The organism is Bradyrhizobium sp. T-1, assembly GCF_053592855.1.
Window position 1 is genome coordinate 3,671,421 of sequence record NZ_CM132115.1, and the last position, 12,727, is coordinate 3,684,147.

15 protein-coding genes are annotated in these 12,727 nt (G+C 63.0%); 6 read left to right on the top strand and 9 right to left on the bottom strand.

Translation table 11 applies throughout. The features are described 5' to 3' along the window. Nucleotides 1-53 precede the first annotated feature (53 nt). Together ACWAT4_RS17630 and ACWAT4_RS17635 are read right to left on the bottom strand one after the other, a co-directional pair. Nucleotides 54-800: a glycerophosphodiester phosphodiesterase gene (locus tag ACWAT4_RS17630; RefSeq protein WP_449731006.1), complete on the bottom strand. Its 747-nt coding sequence runs from the start codon at nucleotides 798-800 to the stop codon at nucleotides 54-56. A 10-nt stretch (nucleotides 801-810) separates the two neighbouring features. Beyond that, nucleotides 811-1,278 (bottom strand): RidA family protein, encoded by a 468-nt coding sequence (locus ACWAT4_RS17635; RefSeq protein WP_014494672.1) that lies wholly within the window; start codon nucleotides 1,276-1,278, stop codon nucleotides 811-813. 253 nt (nucleotides 1,279-1,531) lie between these two features. On the opposite strand from ACWAT4_RS17635, the gene ACWAT4_RS17640 reads away from it, so the two are divergent. Beyond that, nucleotides 1,532-2,371, top strand: coding sequence for a cell envelope integrity EipB family protein (locus tag ACWAT4_RS17640; protein ID WP_212303884.1), 840 nt, complete (start codon nucleotides 1,532-1,534; stop codon nucleotides 2,369-2,371). Between the two features lie 73 nt (nucleotides 2,372-2,444). Continuing rightward, nucleotides 2,445-2,846, top strand: coding sequence for a RidA family protein (locus ACWAT4_RS17645; RefSeq protein ID WP_194482396.1), 402 nt, complete (start codon nucleotides 2,445-2,447; stop codon nucleotides 2,844-2,846). A 1,253-nt stretch (nucleotides 2,847-4,099) separates the two neighbouring features. Here ACWAT4_RS17645 and ACWAT4_RS17650 read toward each other — a convergent pair. From ACWAT4_RS17650 to ACWAT4_RS17665, 4 genes are all read right to left on the bottom strand, one after another. Then, nucleotides 4,100-4,774 carry a transposase gene (locus ACWAT4_RS17650; protein ID WP_449731007.1) on the bottom strand — a complete coding sequence of 225 codons (675 nt, stop codon included), beginning with the start codon at nucleotides 4,772-4,774 and terminating at the stop codon, nucleotides 4,100-4,102. 46 nt (nucleotides 4,775-4,820) lie between these two features. After that, nucleotides 4,821-5,177, bottom strand: a complete 357-nt coding sequence (locus tag ACWAT4_RS17655) for a transposase (RefSeq protein WP_449731008.1) — start codon at nucleotides 5,175-5,177, stop codon at nucleotides 4,821-4,823. A 130-nt stretch (nucleotides 5,178-5,307) separates the two neighbouring features. After that, complete coding sequence (locus tag ACWAT4_RS17660; RefSeq protein WP_212447675.1) at nucleotides 5,308-5,841, bottom strand: DMP19 family protein; 534 nt, start codon at nucleotides 5,839-5,841, stop codon at nucleotides 5,308-5,310. 295 nt (nucleotides 5,842-6,136) lie between these two features. Then, complete coding sequence (locus ACWAT4_RS17665) at nucleotides 6,137-6,544, bottom strand: ACT domain-containing protein (protein ID WP_449731009.1); 408 nt, start codon at nucleotides 6,542-6,544, stop codon at nucleotides 6,137-6,139. Between the two features lie 166 nt (nucleotides 6,545-6,710). On the opposite strand from ACWAT4_RS17665, the gene ACWAT4_RS17670 reads away from it, so the two are divergent. Further along, nucleotides 6,711-6,866, top strand: coding sequence for a hypothetical protein (locus ACWAT4_RS17670; RefSeq protein WP_212424437.1), 156 nt, complete (start codon nucleotides 6,711-6,713; stop codon nucleotides 6,864-6,866). A gap of 16 nt (nucleotides 6,867-6,882) precedes the next feature. Here ACWAT4_RS17670 and ACWAT4_RS17675 read toward each other — a convergent pair whose 3' ends face one another. Further along, complete coding sequence (locus tag ACWAT4_RS17675) at nucleotides 6,883-8,187, bottom strand: DNA polymerase IV (RefSeq protein ID WP_449731010.1); 1,305 nt, start codon at nucleotides 8,185-8,187, stop codon at nucleotides 6,883-6,885. After that, a complete protein-coding gene (locus ACWAT4_RS17680) occupies nucleotides 8,184-8,495 on the bottom strand; it encodes a DUF3572 domain-containing protein (RefSeq protein WP_449731011.1) in 312 nt (103 codons plus the stop codon). The genes ACWAT4_RS17675 and ACWAT4_RS17680 overlap by 4 nt, the downstream gene beginning before the upstream one ends. 264 nt (nucleotides 8,496-8,759) lie before the next feature. Between ACWAT4_RS17680 and ACWAT4_RS17685 the strand changes: the two genes are divergently transcribed. Together ACWAT4_RS17685 and ACWAT4_RS17690 are read left to right on the top strand one after the other, a co-directional pair. Beyond that, a complete protein-coding gene (locus tag ACWAT4_RS17685) occupies nucleotides 8,760-9,125 on the top strand; it encodes a response regulator (RefSeq protein WP_008566616.1) in 366 nt (121 codons plus the stop codon). A gap of 14 nt (nucleotides 9,126-9,139) precedes the next feature. Next, nucleotides 9,140-10,513, top strand: coding sequence for a PleD family two-component system response regulator (locus tag ACWAT4_RS17690; RefSeq protein WP_212301100.1), 1,374 nt, complete (start codon nucleotides 9,140-9,142; stop codon nucleotides 10,511-10,513). Nucleotides 10,514-10,685: 172 nt separating this feature from the next. On the opposite strand, the gene ACWAT4_RS17695 is transcribed toward ACWAT4_RS17690, so the two are convergent. After that, entirely contained in the window at nucleotides 10,686-11,294 is a 609-nt protein-coding gene (locus tag ACWAT4_RS17695) for a TetR/AcrR family transcriptional regulator (RefSeq protein ID WP_449731012.1), read from the bottom strand. Nucleotides 11,295-11,424: 130 nt separating this feature from the next. On the opposite strand from ACWAT4_RS17695, the gene ACWAT4_RS17700 reads away from it, so the two are divergent. Next, nucleotides 11,425-12,663 (top strand): MFS transporter, encoded by a 1,239-nt coding sequence (locus ACWAT4_RS17700; RefSeq protein WP_212301098.1) that lies wholly within the window; start codon nucleotides 11,425-11,427, stop codon nucleotides 12,661-12,663. Nucleotides 12,664-12,727: the final 64 nt, after the last annotated feature.

Below are 12,727 nucleotides of genomic sequence, written 5' to 3' on the forward strand. Positions count from 1 at the left end.
GCTCCCAAGATCGTGCATTGCAGCAGCGACTTCAAGGGCGGGGAACATCAAGCTTACGGCACGAAGCCTTCGAAGATCATCTGGTCGGCATATTGCCCGACTCGCGTCCGCTGCTCGCCCGTGCGCACGGTCCAGCCGAGCAGGACGCAGCCAAACACGTTGCGGGCGATCCAGGGGGCGGGGGCCGGCAGGTGATCGACCTTGAAGGCGATGAAATGCGGCTGGGTCTGGAAGCCGTGGCGGAGGTACAGCATGCTGTCGCGCTGGGCTTGCGTCAGGTAGGCCCAGTACTCGTCCTCATAGCTCCGCTGCGCGACGATGCCGCGCGGACGGGACGGCAGCAGCTCGCGCAGCGCCAGCACCTGGTCGGGATCGAAGGACATGCCGACCGCTTGTCCCTGATAAGACGCCAGCACCTCGGCCATCCGCTTCACCAGCTTGCGGTCGCCGTCGAAATGGCTCTTTACCTCAATCACCAGCGGCACGCGGCCGGCGACCATGGCGCAGAGGTCGCCGAGCGACATCATCCGCTCGGGCGTATCCCTGAACGTGATGGCCTTCAGCTCGGCCGCGGTCTTCGCGACCACCGGGCCGGTGGCGTCGGTGAGGCGGCCGAGGGCGTGGTCGTGGTGCACCATGGCTTCGCCGTCAGCCGAGAGCTGGATGTCGACCTCGATCGAGAAATTGCCGGCAATCGCGGCTTGCACCGCGCCCGGCATGTTCTCAACGATGCCACGCGAAATGTCATGCAGGCCGCGATGGGCGACCGGCCGCGCTGTCAGCCAATCCGGAGCACGCACGATGCTGACCTCAGGCGACCTCGAACACGCCTTCGACTTCGACGGCCGCATCCGCGGGCAGCGAGGCGACGCCGACGGTGGTGCGGGCATGGCGGCCCTTGTCGCCGAAGGCCGCGACCATCAGGTCGGAGGCGCCGTTGAGCACCTTCGGCCCGTCCAGGAAGTCGGGCGCCGAGTTGATGAAGCCGCCGAGGCGCACCACGCGCACGACCTTGTCGAGGTCGCCGAGCGCGGCCTTGACCTGCGCGAGCAGGTTGACGGCGCAGCCGCGCGCGGCCGCAGCACCGTCCTCGATCGAGACGCCGGCGCCGAGCTTGCCCTTGGCGATCAGCTTGCCGGCGGGATCGAAGCAGACCTGGCCCGAGACGAACAGCAGATTGCCGGTGCGCACGAACGGCACGTAATTGGCCACGGGGGTGGGGGCCTCGTGCAGCTTGATGCCCTGTTCCGCCAGTTTCTGCTCGACCGTGCCCGCCATGTCCTGACCTCGATGTCTGAAAACTCATCCGCTCCGGCGCGTCTCGTGACCGCCGGGCGCGCCCTGTTTCGCCCATCAAGCCGCCACATGCAAGCAAGCCGATCGGGCGGACGAACGCTGCGGCAGACTGCATTTTCCCAAGGCAGGTCAGGAGGTTCAACGGAGAGGCGCAACTTTACGTGAAACCGCCGCAGTTGCGACGCAATGGAACGGTCATTAAAGTGTCGAATCTGCGCGTCCCCAGGGAACAGACATGGTGCACCTTTTCCGGACTTCACTCGGTGTGATGGCGCTCGCCGCGGCCACGCTCGGCGCCGGTGCCCATGCCGCGAATGGTCCGTTCCTCCCGCATCAGGCGCTTTACGATCTGAGCCTGGTCAAATCGCGCTCCAACTCCATCAACAGCGCGCGCGGCCGCATCCTCTACAATTTCGCCGGCAGCGCTTGCGAAGGCTACACCTCCGAATTCCGCCAGGTCTCCGAGCTCGACAGCGGCGAGGGCAAGATCACGCTCAGTGACCTCCGCTCCAATTCCTGGGAGGACGCCACCGGCAAAAGCTACCGCTTCAAGATCGAGACGCGGATGAACGAGACCGAGGCCGGCCTCGTCGACGGCTCGGCGGAGCGCGATGGCGACCACATCAACGTCAAGCTGAAATTGCCGGCGCCGAAGAATTTCACCCTGGACGGCAAGATCGTGTTCCCGACCGAGCAGATCCAGCGCATCATTGCGGCCGCCAAGGACGGCAAGTCGCTGCTCGAGCTCTCCGTCTATGACGGCTCCGACGACGGCCAGAAGGTCTACAATACGCTGACCGTGATCGGTCAGCCGATCGCGGCCGACCGCGCCGCTGCGCCCGATCCGTCGACATCGGACGAGCACATGAAATCGCAAAAGCGCTGGCCGGTCACCGTCAGCTATTTCGATCGCGAGGCCCAGCAGAAGGAAGGCGAGCAGACGCCGGTCTACGCCATGTCGTTCGAGCTCTACGAGAACGGCGTCTCCCGCCAGCTCGTGCTCGACTACAACGACTTCGTCATTTCCGGTGCGATGGGCAAGTTCGACGTCAAGGACAGCAAGCCCTGCAATTGAGGGGCGAGGCTAGCTCTCGACACAGTCTCCGGCTACGCTCCCTCCCAACCATAAAACTCCGGGAGCCAGCCTCATGCCCAAGCTCGATCATCTCCGCCCCAGCGGCCTGCATCACAATCCCGCTTATTCCCACGTCGTCACCGCCTCCGGCGCGCGCACCATCTACATCTCCGGCCAGGTGTCGGTGGACGAGGAGGGGCGGATCGTCGGCGAGGGCGATATCGCCGCGCAGACCACGCAGGTGATGCAGAACCTCGGCCATGCGCTGAAGGCGGCCGGCGCCACCTACGCCAACATCGTCAAGATCACGACCTTCGTCGTCGGCTATAAGCCGGAGCTGCGCCCGATCATCGGCAAAGCCCGTTCGGTCTTCTTCGAAGGCATGGAGCCGCCGGCCTCGACCCTCGTCGGCGTCTCCGCGCTCGCCGCGCCGGAATGGCTGATCGAGATCGAGGCGATTGCGGTGGCGGATTGAGTGCACTGCCCGGGCGGTCTCAGGCTGAGGAAGAGCGGAGCGATAGGCGGGGCTGCGCGCCCTCCTTTCTGAACCGCGCCGGCGCATGGTCTCGCAAAGAGTGAAAAACAACCCCATGCACAGTAGAAGCGGTGGTGTGGAAGGACACGATGCCCGTCCGATCAAGCCATTGCGGTGTCGAGCAAACCAGCTTGAGACGGGCAGGGAGCGCGGCCTCTGAGGCGAGGGGCGGTCTTCGAAAAACGATGGCAGACGATGCCCATTGGGCAACGCGCGGAAATTGCGCGGGAATCGCGGATTCAGGTCTAACCCAAGTTTCGTATTTAGCGAATTCAATTTGACGCGTCGGGCAAAACAGTGGCACTATGCCATCGTGGCCCTCGACGACAGCGGCAACAGCCAGTCGCCACGACGCACGACGTCTCGGCTTTCGGAATCTGACGAACGAGCGATCCTCATTTTCATGCTGAACCAGATACTTCGTGATTGCAGGCCAATTGAAGCGATAGTCCGGTACCGTCACCGCAATTGTCGTGTCTCACTTCAGGGGTGCAGTCCAGTGCACTCAATTGTTGCTGCCAAGCCTCGTCCCGACGGGATCAAAGCTGGCAAAATACGTCAGATTTTTGCTCGATTGCCCAAAGTACAAACGATCTCAACTCTTCGATGCTTTTTCTCAATTCTGGGCCCGATATGGAAAACTCTAGATCCCGTCCATCTGGGGTCCAACCATAAACTACCTTTTGAGAGTACGTTGGATCTCTAAGGTAATTATCTCTGAGCTTATCAAGCTCTCTCAAAACGACAGGCGCATCGCTCAATGACAAGGTATCATCTTCATATTGCCCAAAATTGCTTCCCAGTTCGACATTGATAGCGTCCCAGAATTTTATATGGAATAGCCATTCCGAAGTCTCAGCACGAAGTGACAAGCTTCCCTTGGGGGCGTCTGCCTCGCAATTCAACAATTGAAAATAGGAGGGATGCATAGTCTATCAATCTGTATTGTTGAAGTGAGTTAGCGCGCGCCGTACCTCTGGTGGCACACCAGTCTGCGTCGAACCCGATGGTTTCACAAGCGGGACGTTCGCCGGTATCGCATTGCCATATTGATCTGTGTATCGAAGTGCCCCCGTAACGTTCGTATTCTCGACCCGAAAATAATTCCCTGCGTTGTCATAAACAACCTGCAACCCAGTTTCAGGATTTGCGTAAATCGTTTTACCAGAGGCGGTTATTACGGTGACAGTGCACTAATTACCCATCTCGTCCACCGACGGCTTGGGCCCGCGCTTGGCTGGCTTGAAGACACGACCGGTCTGGCGTTCGATGCGGGCGAGAAAGCGGTTGTCGCCAAGCGGCCGGCCGATGCTCTCTGCGGAGCGCAGTGCGTCGAACAGATCGGCTTCGGGTTCGGTTGCGAGCAGGTCGGAAAACTCGGGGAAACGATTGCGGATCGGCGCCAGCGCCGTCACGCCGTCATCCTTGCCGCGCAAATGCGCGCGCGTGCTCGACCAGCGCCAATCCTGGGCCCGCTGCACCAGGCGCGCCCGCACCGGGTTGAGCGACACGTAGCGCAGCGCCGCCGCCAGATGCCGTTCATCCATCACGACGGCACCGAAGCGGCCCTGCCAGAAATGTCCGGTACGCTTGCGTCGCGCCTGGATGGTGCCGGCATAGCTGCGATGAACGCGCGCAAGCGCGTGACGCAGCCCGTCGGGGTCGGACGGCACCAGAATGAGGTGCACGTGGTTGGGCATCAGGCACCAGGCCCACACCTCGACGCCGGCGGCTTTGCAATTTGCCGCGAGCAGGTCGCGATACAGCGCGTAGTCGCCGTCCTCGAAGAACGTGCGGGCGCGACCGTTGCCGCGCTGGGTGACATGGTGGGGGTGGCCGGGAATGACGACACGAGCAAGACGAGCCATGTCGCATCATGACCGTGAAAGCGGCGAGTGTCAATTTAGTGCACTGTCACCGTAATACCGCCGCCAGATGCCGTTCATCCATCACGACGGCACCGAAGCGGCCCTGCCAGAAATGTCCGGTACGCTTGCGTCGCGCCTGGATGGTGCCGGCATAGCTGCGATGAACGCGCGCAAGCGCGTGACGCAGCCCGTCGGGGTCGGACGGCACCAGAATGAGGTGCACGTGGTTGGGCATCAGGCACCAGGCCCACACCTCGACGCCGGCGGCTTTGCAATTTGCCGCGAGCATGTCGCGATACAGCGCGTAGTCGCCGTCCTCGAAGAACGTGCGGGCGCGACCGTTGCCGCGCTGGGTGACATGGTGGGGGTGGCCGGGAATGACGACACGAGCAAGACGAGCCATGCCGCATCATGACCGTGAAAGCGGCGAGTGTCAATTTAGTGCACTGTCACCGTAATTTCGTAATTTCCACTGTCACCGTAATTTCCGGCCGGCTAATGGGTGTCACCGTAATACCCGAAACATCGCCGGGCTACTCATGGCCGTCACGGCGATAAGCGAGATGCGCGTCATACCAGTCTATGCCATGGCGCCGGGCGTAGGCTTGGCTTAGCTGGCCAACGTTGAGTTCCAGTTTGTCGATTGCTGCTCCTAACTCGCGCATTCGCCCAAGATACGCGTCAGTATCGCCGCGAGGCGCGCTTTCCAGACTGGCCTGCTTCAAGAATGGTACAATCGGCTGTGCGCCGACGGCCGTTAGAGCCTCGCACATCGTGTTCAGGCTCAGGTCTCTCATCCCTATGACACTGAGCAGCGTATCGAGGCCACCATTTGTGAAGTAACCGTGGAAAGTATTGGCATAAAAGACGACTTCTTGCTCTTCGGTCCATTCATCTGATGGATAGCTTACAAGGGGTTTCTCTGCGGCAAGGTTGGGCGTTGACACCCCGTCCCTTGCTCCTTGTTCCTTGGCTTCAATAGCCTCCTCACGAGCAATGTCCCGCTTTCCGATTACATAAAGGATGATTAGAAAAGCGACCACGCCCGCAGCAATCATCCACCACATCTGATCCTCCTTGTTCGCGTAAGGCGGAATGTAGCTCGGTACCGTTTACGAATTGATGCGGCCCTGGCACCGGCTTTGACTTGGTGCCTCGATCACCTTTGAAAGTCGTCCAGCGCGTAGGATGGGTTGAGCTCTTGCGAAACCCATCGCACTTGTTTTCGTGATAACGTCGCACCATGACCGCGTACCGTCGCAACGTCGTTCCGGGTGGATGCTTCTTCTTCACCGTCAATCTGGCGGAGAGCGGTGATCGGGAAGAGATGGGTTTCGCAAGGGCTCAACCCATCCTACTCAGCTATGGGTGCTTCGCCTCTGATATTTCCCGCAGAATGGTCATCGCTTCATCGGCTCGATCTACGGGCACAAAGAGATGGTCGTGATGGAACGCCGAAACCGCGTTCACGCTGATGCCGGCCTTGGCCAGGCGCGCGGTGATCGCCGCTAGAAATCCCACGGCATCGAGCGCGGAGTGGACGGTCAGGGTGATCAGGCGGGAGGGGAATGCGTAAGACAATCCTGCCGCTTCGGCGTCTTCACGCCGGATCACCAGCGCCATCCCTTCCTGCTCGCGGAACGTCAGCAGCGGATTGAGTGCTGCGGAAATGGGGGCGTTCGGCGGGATCGTGCAGAATACGAAAGTGCCGGGCTGGAGCTCCGGCTTCATGTTGCTCAGAAGCGCGTCGAGATCGCGTTCGCCTGTCACGGTGCCAGCCTCCAGATCGGTAAGATCGCTTGAGCCTCTGCGAAGCCATACCTTTGTATATCCCCGCTAATCCTTTTCATGCGCTGAGCTTTACGCCAGTACAATTGAGCGGCGGCGGGAGATTCTGACAAGTTGAGTCCACTCGGGTCACTGCGAGGAAGCTCACATGAACGTCGTCATTCGAAAGCTCAACGGCTTGTGGCACCTCGTCGTCGGGTCTTGTCAGATCCGGACTCCGTTTCTGGAGACACAGGATCGGCAGTTGGTCGTTCAGTATGCCAGGCGCGCCTACCCGGGAGCGCGGATCTTCGAACGCGACTGACTTGGGCAGGCCGCCATCACTCCTGCGCCTTCTCCGGCCCGTCATACGCGATGCCGCGGATCACCGCGGCATTGCCGAATTTCTTGCGCAGGCTGTCGACCGCGCGCTCGGCATGCGCGGCGCGGCGGTCGAGCATGTCGGTGTCGTCGGCGGGGGAGCCGTCGCGCAGCGCGCTGACGCCGGCGCCCATCAGGCGGAAGGCGGTGCCGTCGATCTCCTTGGCCAGCATCTCGCGGCAGATCGAGAAGATTTTGGCGGCAAGCTGGGTCGGGGCTGCGATCGACTGCGAGCGGGTGCGCTGGCGGAAATCGGCGGTCTTCAGCTTCAGCGTGACGGTCGAGCCCGCGAGCTCGCTGCTCTTGAGCCGCGACGAGGTCTTCTCGCAGAGCCGCCACAGGATCTTCTCCAGCGATGCGAAATCGCGGATGTCGGTCTCGAAGGTGGTTTCGCTCGAAATCGTCTTGGCGCCGCGGTCGGCCTCGACGCGGCGGTCGTCGATGCCGCGCGCCAGCCGCCACAGCCGGCGGCCGTCGCTCGGAAACTGCCGCATCAACTCGATCTCGTCGGCCTTTTGCAGGTCGGCGATGAGGCGGAAGCCGCGCTGCATCAGCCGTTCTTGTGTCGCAGGTCCGACGCCGAAGATGAAGCCGACCGGCTTTTCCGCCAGCATGGTGCGCGCTTCCTCCTGGTCGAGCACCGCAAAGCCGCGCGGCTTGTCGAGATCGGAGGCGATCTTCGCCAAAAACTTGTTGCAGGACAGGCCGACCGACACGGTGATGCCGATGTCGCGCTCGATGTTGCGGGCAAAGCGCGCCAGCACCTTTGCCGGGATCATGCGGTGCACACGCTCGGTGCCGGAGAGATCGAGAAAGGCCTCGTCGATCGAGAGCGGCTCGACCAGCGGCGTCAGCGCCTGCATGGCCTGCCGCACCTCGCGCCCGACTCGGACATACTTCGCCATGTCGGGCCGGATCACGGTCGCGTGCGGGCAGGCTTCGAGCGCCCTATACATCGGCATCGCCGAGCGGACACCATAGGTGCGGGCGATGTAGCAGGCGGCCGAGACCACGCCACGCTTGCCGCCGCCGATGATGACGGGCTTGTCGGCGATCCCAGGATTGTCGCGCTTCTCGACCGTCGCATAGAAAGCGTCGCAGTCGATATGGGCGATAGTGAGCCCAGCGAGCGCACGGTGGCGGACAAGGCGAGGGGAGCCGCAGGCGGAACAGCGCCGCCCGCCCAAATCTTGTACGCTGACGTCCAGATCGGCCAGACAATCCCGGCAGAAGCAGCGGGGCCCGGCCGGATCGGGGGTGGTCACGGCACGTCGCGCTCCCAGGTCCGGTCGCCGAGCGCATCGCCCAGCACCTGCCGCGCCGCGGCAACGTTGATCGGATGCAGGTCCGAGGCCTTGGCAAAAGCCTTCACGGTGTCGTCATCGCGCAGCACGAAATCGAGCACGCTAAGCAGGAAATTGGGGTCCGAGGCGGCGTTCCGGAGCGTCTCCGGGCCGACCCCTGTCTCAGCCAGGAACAGGCCCAGCCGCTCGGGCTCGCCGGCCACGAAGGAGAGCGCCTGAATCGCAACGATTTCAGCGACTTCGCGGGGGTTGTGAACAGGCTTTTTCACGGGCCCGGTTTGCCTTTCCGTTAACTTTCGGTGTCTACTTTGGACTATGCCCGAGTCTTGCGCGTGAGTCTTGGGACTGAGTCTCGGCGTTGAGTCTTGCGGCCCCAGGCAAGCAACCGGAAACCACGTCGCGGAAAGTGGCCCCTCGGGCTTAACGAAACTCAAGCGAATCTGAGGCTAGTTTGAATCCAGTTTTCGAAGCGCCGGAAAGCGGCGCCTGAGGCGTCAGATGCACCGGTCTTCAGGACCAAACAGGAGGGCGGGATGGCTAAGACCGTCCTGATCGTGGAAGACAACGAGCTCAACATGAAGCTCTTCCGCGACCTGTTGGAGGCGCACGGTTACCAGACCTCCGGCACCAGCAACGGCTACGAGGCGCTCGACCTCGTGCGCAAGATGCGGCCCGACCTGGTGCTGATGGATATCCAATTGCCGCAGGTCTCCGGCCTCGAGGTGACGCGCTGGATCAAGGACGATCCGGAACTGCGCGCCATTCCCGTCGTCGCGGTCACGGCGTTCGCGATGAAGGGCGACGAAGAGCGCATCCGCGAGGGCGGCTGCGAGGCCTATTTGTCCAAGCCGATCTCGGTCGGCAAATTCATTGAGACGGTCCGGCGTTTTATCGGATAGGAAGTGAGTGCAAAGTGTCCGCGCGTATCCTGGTGGTCGATGACGTTCCTGCCAACGTCAAGCTGTTAGAGGCCCGCCTTTCCGCCGAATATTTCGACGTGATGACCGCCTCGAACGGCACCGAGGCGCTGGCGCTGGCCCGCCGCGCCGAATGCGACATAATCCTGCTCGACGTGATGATGCCCGACATGGACGGTTTCGAAGTCTGCCGCCGGCTGAAGACCGACCCGGCGACGCACCACATTCCCGTCGTGATGGTCACCGCGCTCGACAGTCCCTCCGACCGCAACCGTGGCCTGGAGGCCGGTGCCGATGATTTCCTGACAAAGCCGGTCTCCGACGTCGTGCTGATCGCGCGCGTGCGCTCGCTGACGCGGCTGAAGATGATGACCGATGAGCTGCGCATGCGCGCCATCACCTCGCTCGAGATCGGCATGCAGGCACCGGAGCGGACCGCGGTGGCCGATACCGGCAAGGGCGGCCGCATCCTCCTGGTCGACGACCGCGAGTCCTCCTATGAGCGGCTGGCGACGATCCTCGCTGCCGAGCACACGGTCGACGTCGAGCCCAACCCGACCGAAGCGCTGTTTCACGCCGCCGAGGGCAATTACGATCTCCTGATCGTCTCGCTCGACCTGAACAATTTCGACGGCTTGCGGCTCTGTAGCCAGGCGCGCTCGCTGGAGCGCACCCGGCACGTGCCGATCCTGGCGATTGCGGAGGCCGAAAATTCCACGCGGCTGCTGCGCGGCCTCGAGATCGGCGTCAACGACTATCTGCTGCGCCCGATCGACAAGACCGAGCTGCTGGCGCGCGCCCGCACGCAAATTCGCCGCCGCCGCTACACCGACCATCTGCGCGACAATGTGCAGAACTCGATCGAGATGGCGATCACCGACGCGCTCACCGGCCTGCACAATCGCCGCTACATGGAGAGCCATCTGGCAACGCTCGCCGAGCAGGCCTCGACCCGCGGCAAGCCGCTCGCGCTGATGATCCTCGACATCGACTATTTCAAGTCGATCAACGACAATTACGGCCACGACGCCGGCGACGACGTCTTGCGCGAGTTCGCCGTGCGCGTGCGCAAGTCGATCCGCGGCATCGATCTGGCCTGCCGTTACGGCGGCGAGGAGTTCGTGATCGTGATGCCGGAGACCGATCTGCATGTCGCAGGCATGGTCGCCGAACGCCTGCGCCGCTCGATCGCAGGCGAACCGTTCGCCGTCCACAAGGGCACCAAGCGCATCGAGGTTACGATCTCGATCGGGCTCACCACGCTGGAGCAGAAGGGCGAGGCAGTGGCCGACGTCCTCAAGCGCGCCGACACGGCGCTGTATCGTGCCAAGCACGACGGGCGCAATCGGGTGGTGTCGCAGGCGGCGTGAGGCCCGGCTACAAGCCACCAACTCAGCTGTCATCCCGGCGAAGGCCGGGACCCATAACCCCAGGGAGGGGTTTTGGAGCGAGCTGGTCACTCCGAGCCTTTGCCAAACAACTTCCTGTGGCTATGGATCCCGGATCTGCGCTCCGCTTCGCTGCGCTTGTCCGGGATAACAGTTATGATTGCGGTGAGCGCTTGCCCTTCACCGGCTTCGCTGCACCACCATCCACATCCACGCCCGCGTTCCGCAACAGCACCTTTGCCGCTTCCTTCGCCGCGCGGGCCATCGCGGGATCGTCACGTACGAGGTCCTGCGCGATCGAGCCGTCGACCAGGAGCACGAGCTGCGTTGCGAGCGCGTCGGCGTCGGCAACGCCGAGCTCGGTCAGCCGCTCGCGAAACCAGACGCGGCGGCTTTCCTTGAAGGCGATGGCGATCTTCTTCACCGCGCGGTCGGTCGGCCCCAGCTCGGCCACCGCATTCACGAACGGGCAGCCGCGAAAATCCTTGGCCGCAAAGCGCCGCTCCAGCGAATCGAAGGTGCCGAGAATCTGCTCGGCCGGCGGCTTGTCGGAGGGGCGGGCGTGGACGAAACGGCGCTCCAGATACGCCGCGATCAGCGCATCCTTCGAAGGGAAGTGGTTGTAGAGCGTGCGCTTGGAGATGCCGATCTCGGCCGCGATGGTGTCGACGCCGATGGCGCGAATGCCTTGCAGATAGAACAGCTTGTCGGCGGTCTCGAGGATCCGCTCTTTCATCGTCTGTGGGGCGGGCGGGGGAGCCATGCGGCGACAAACATCCTCTTCGCTTGACAGCGCCCGCTACCTATAGCCTAAGTACACAGGTCTGTGTAACCAAAATCAACCGATGTTGCAGATGCCGGCGCGCGCCGAGTGCCCATGAGGGAGAACAAAAATGCCCCTGTTGCAGGTCCTGCGCCCGACCTTGCCGATCCTGATCGGCGCCTCGATCATGCTGACGCTGAGCATGGGGCTGCGGCAGAGTCTCGGCATTTTCATGCAGCCACTGACGCATGACATTCATCTCTCAATCTCGGATTTCACGCTGGCGCTGGCCGTGCAAAACCTCGCCTGGGGGTTCCTGCAGCCGCTCGCCGGCGCAATGACGGTGCGCTACGGCTTCCGCCCCATCATGATTGTCGGCGCGCTGATGTATATCGTCGGTCTCATTCTGATGGCGACGGCGGGCGGCCTCGTCAGCATCATGATCGGCGCGGGCGTGCTGATCGGCACCTCGCTCGCCTGCACCGCGGCGGCGATCGCGATGTCGGTGGCGGCGCGCGCGGTCCCGGCGACAGTGCGCTCCACCGTGCTCGGCATCGTCTCCGGCGCAGGCTCGCTCGGTGCGTTGTTGTCCGCACCGATCGGGCAGATGCTGAACGAGGGCTTTGGCTGGCGCATCGGGCTTGCCGGCTTCGTCGTGATGTCATTGCTGATGATCCCCGCTGCCTGGTATGCCGGCCGCGTCGACGCCATCCCGCTGCCGAAGCCGGCTGCCGATGACATCGGCGATGCCACGGCCGCGTCGGTGACGAAGGCGGCGTTCGGCAACGCCGCCTTCGTGGTGATGACCTGCGCTTATCTCGTCTGCGGCATGCAGCTCGTGTTCCTCACCACGCATCTGCCGTCCTATCTCGCCATCTGCGGCCTCGATCCGATGCTGAGCGCGCAGACGCTCGGCATGATCGGCGGCTTCAACGTGCTGGGCTCGCTGTTCTTCGGCTGGGCCGGCCAGCGCTGGAACAAGCTGGCGCTGCTCGGCACGATCTACATCCTGCGCTCGCTCGCGCTCGCCTGGTATTTCACGCTGCCGGCAACGCCGTTCTCGACGCTCTTGTTCGGCGCCATCATGGGCTTTCTCTGGATGGGCGTCGGCCCGCTGGTCGCGGGCGCCGTCGCCGAGATGTTCGGCCTGCGCTGGCAGGCCATGATCCAGGGCCTCGCCTTCATGAGCCACCAGATCGGCAGCTTCCTCGGCGCCTACGGTGGAGGGGTGATCTATGACGCGCTCGGCTCCTACAACATGGCCTGGCGCATCGGCGTCGCGCTGGGTCTCGCCGGCGGCATCATCCAGGTCGCGTTTGCCTTGATCCGGCCGGCACAGCCGCCGGCGCCGGTGCTGCGGACGGCGTAGCCGGGGCGGGGATCATGCAGGTGCGAGGATGACCGGTCGCTGACGATTCAAAGTCAAAGCGATC

What these genes read in the sequence shown, in the direction of transcription:
- ACWAT4_RS17635 (WP_014494672.1), bottom strand. Translation starts at nt 1,278, where the DNA reads ATGGCGGGCACGGTCGAGCAGAAACTGGCGGAACAGGGCATCAAGCTG.
- ACWAT4_RS17640 (WP_212303884.1), top strand. Translation starts at nt 1,532, where the DNA reads ATGGTGCACCTTTTCCGGACTTCACTCGGTGTGATGGCGCTCGCCGCG.
- ACWAT4_RS17645 (WP_194482396.1), top strand. Translation starts at nt 2,445, where the DNA reads ATGCCCAAGCTCGATCATCTCCGCCCCAGCGGCCTGCATCACAATCCC.
- ACWAT4_RS17650 (WP_449731007.1), bottom strand. Translation starts at nt 4,774, where the DNA reads ATGGCTCGTCTTGCTCGTGTCGTCATTCCCGGCCACCCCCACCATGTC.
- ACWAT4_RS17655 (WP_449731008.1), bottom strand. Translation starts at nt 5,177, where the DNA reads ATGGCTCGTCTTGCTCGTGTCGTCATTCCCGGCCACCCCCACCATGTC.
- ACWAT4_RS17660 (WP_212447675.1), bottom strand. Translation starts at nt 5,841, where the DNA reads ATGTGGTGGATGATTGCTGCGGGCGTGGTCGCTTTTCTAATCATCCTT.
- ACWAT4_RS17670 (WP_212424437.1), top strand. Translation starts at nt 6,711, where the DNA reads ATGAACGTCGTCATTCGAAAGCTCAACGGCTTGTGGCACCTCGTCGTC.
- ACWAT4_RS17685 (WP_008566616.1), top strand. Translation starts at nt 8,760, where the DNA reads ATGGCTAAGACCGTCCTGATCGTGGAAGACAACGAGCTCAACATGAAG.
- ACWAT4_RS17695 (WP_449731012.1), bottom strand. Translation starts at nt 11,294, where the DNA reads ATGGCTCCCCCGCCCGCCCCACAGACGATGAAAGAGCGGATCCTCGAG.
- ACWAT4_RS17700 (WP_212301098.1), top strand. Translation starts at nt 11,425, where the DNA reads ATGCCCCTGTTGCAGGTCCTGCGCCCGACCTTGCCGATCCTGATCGGC.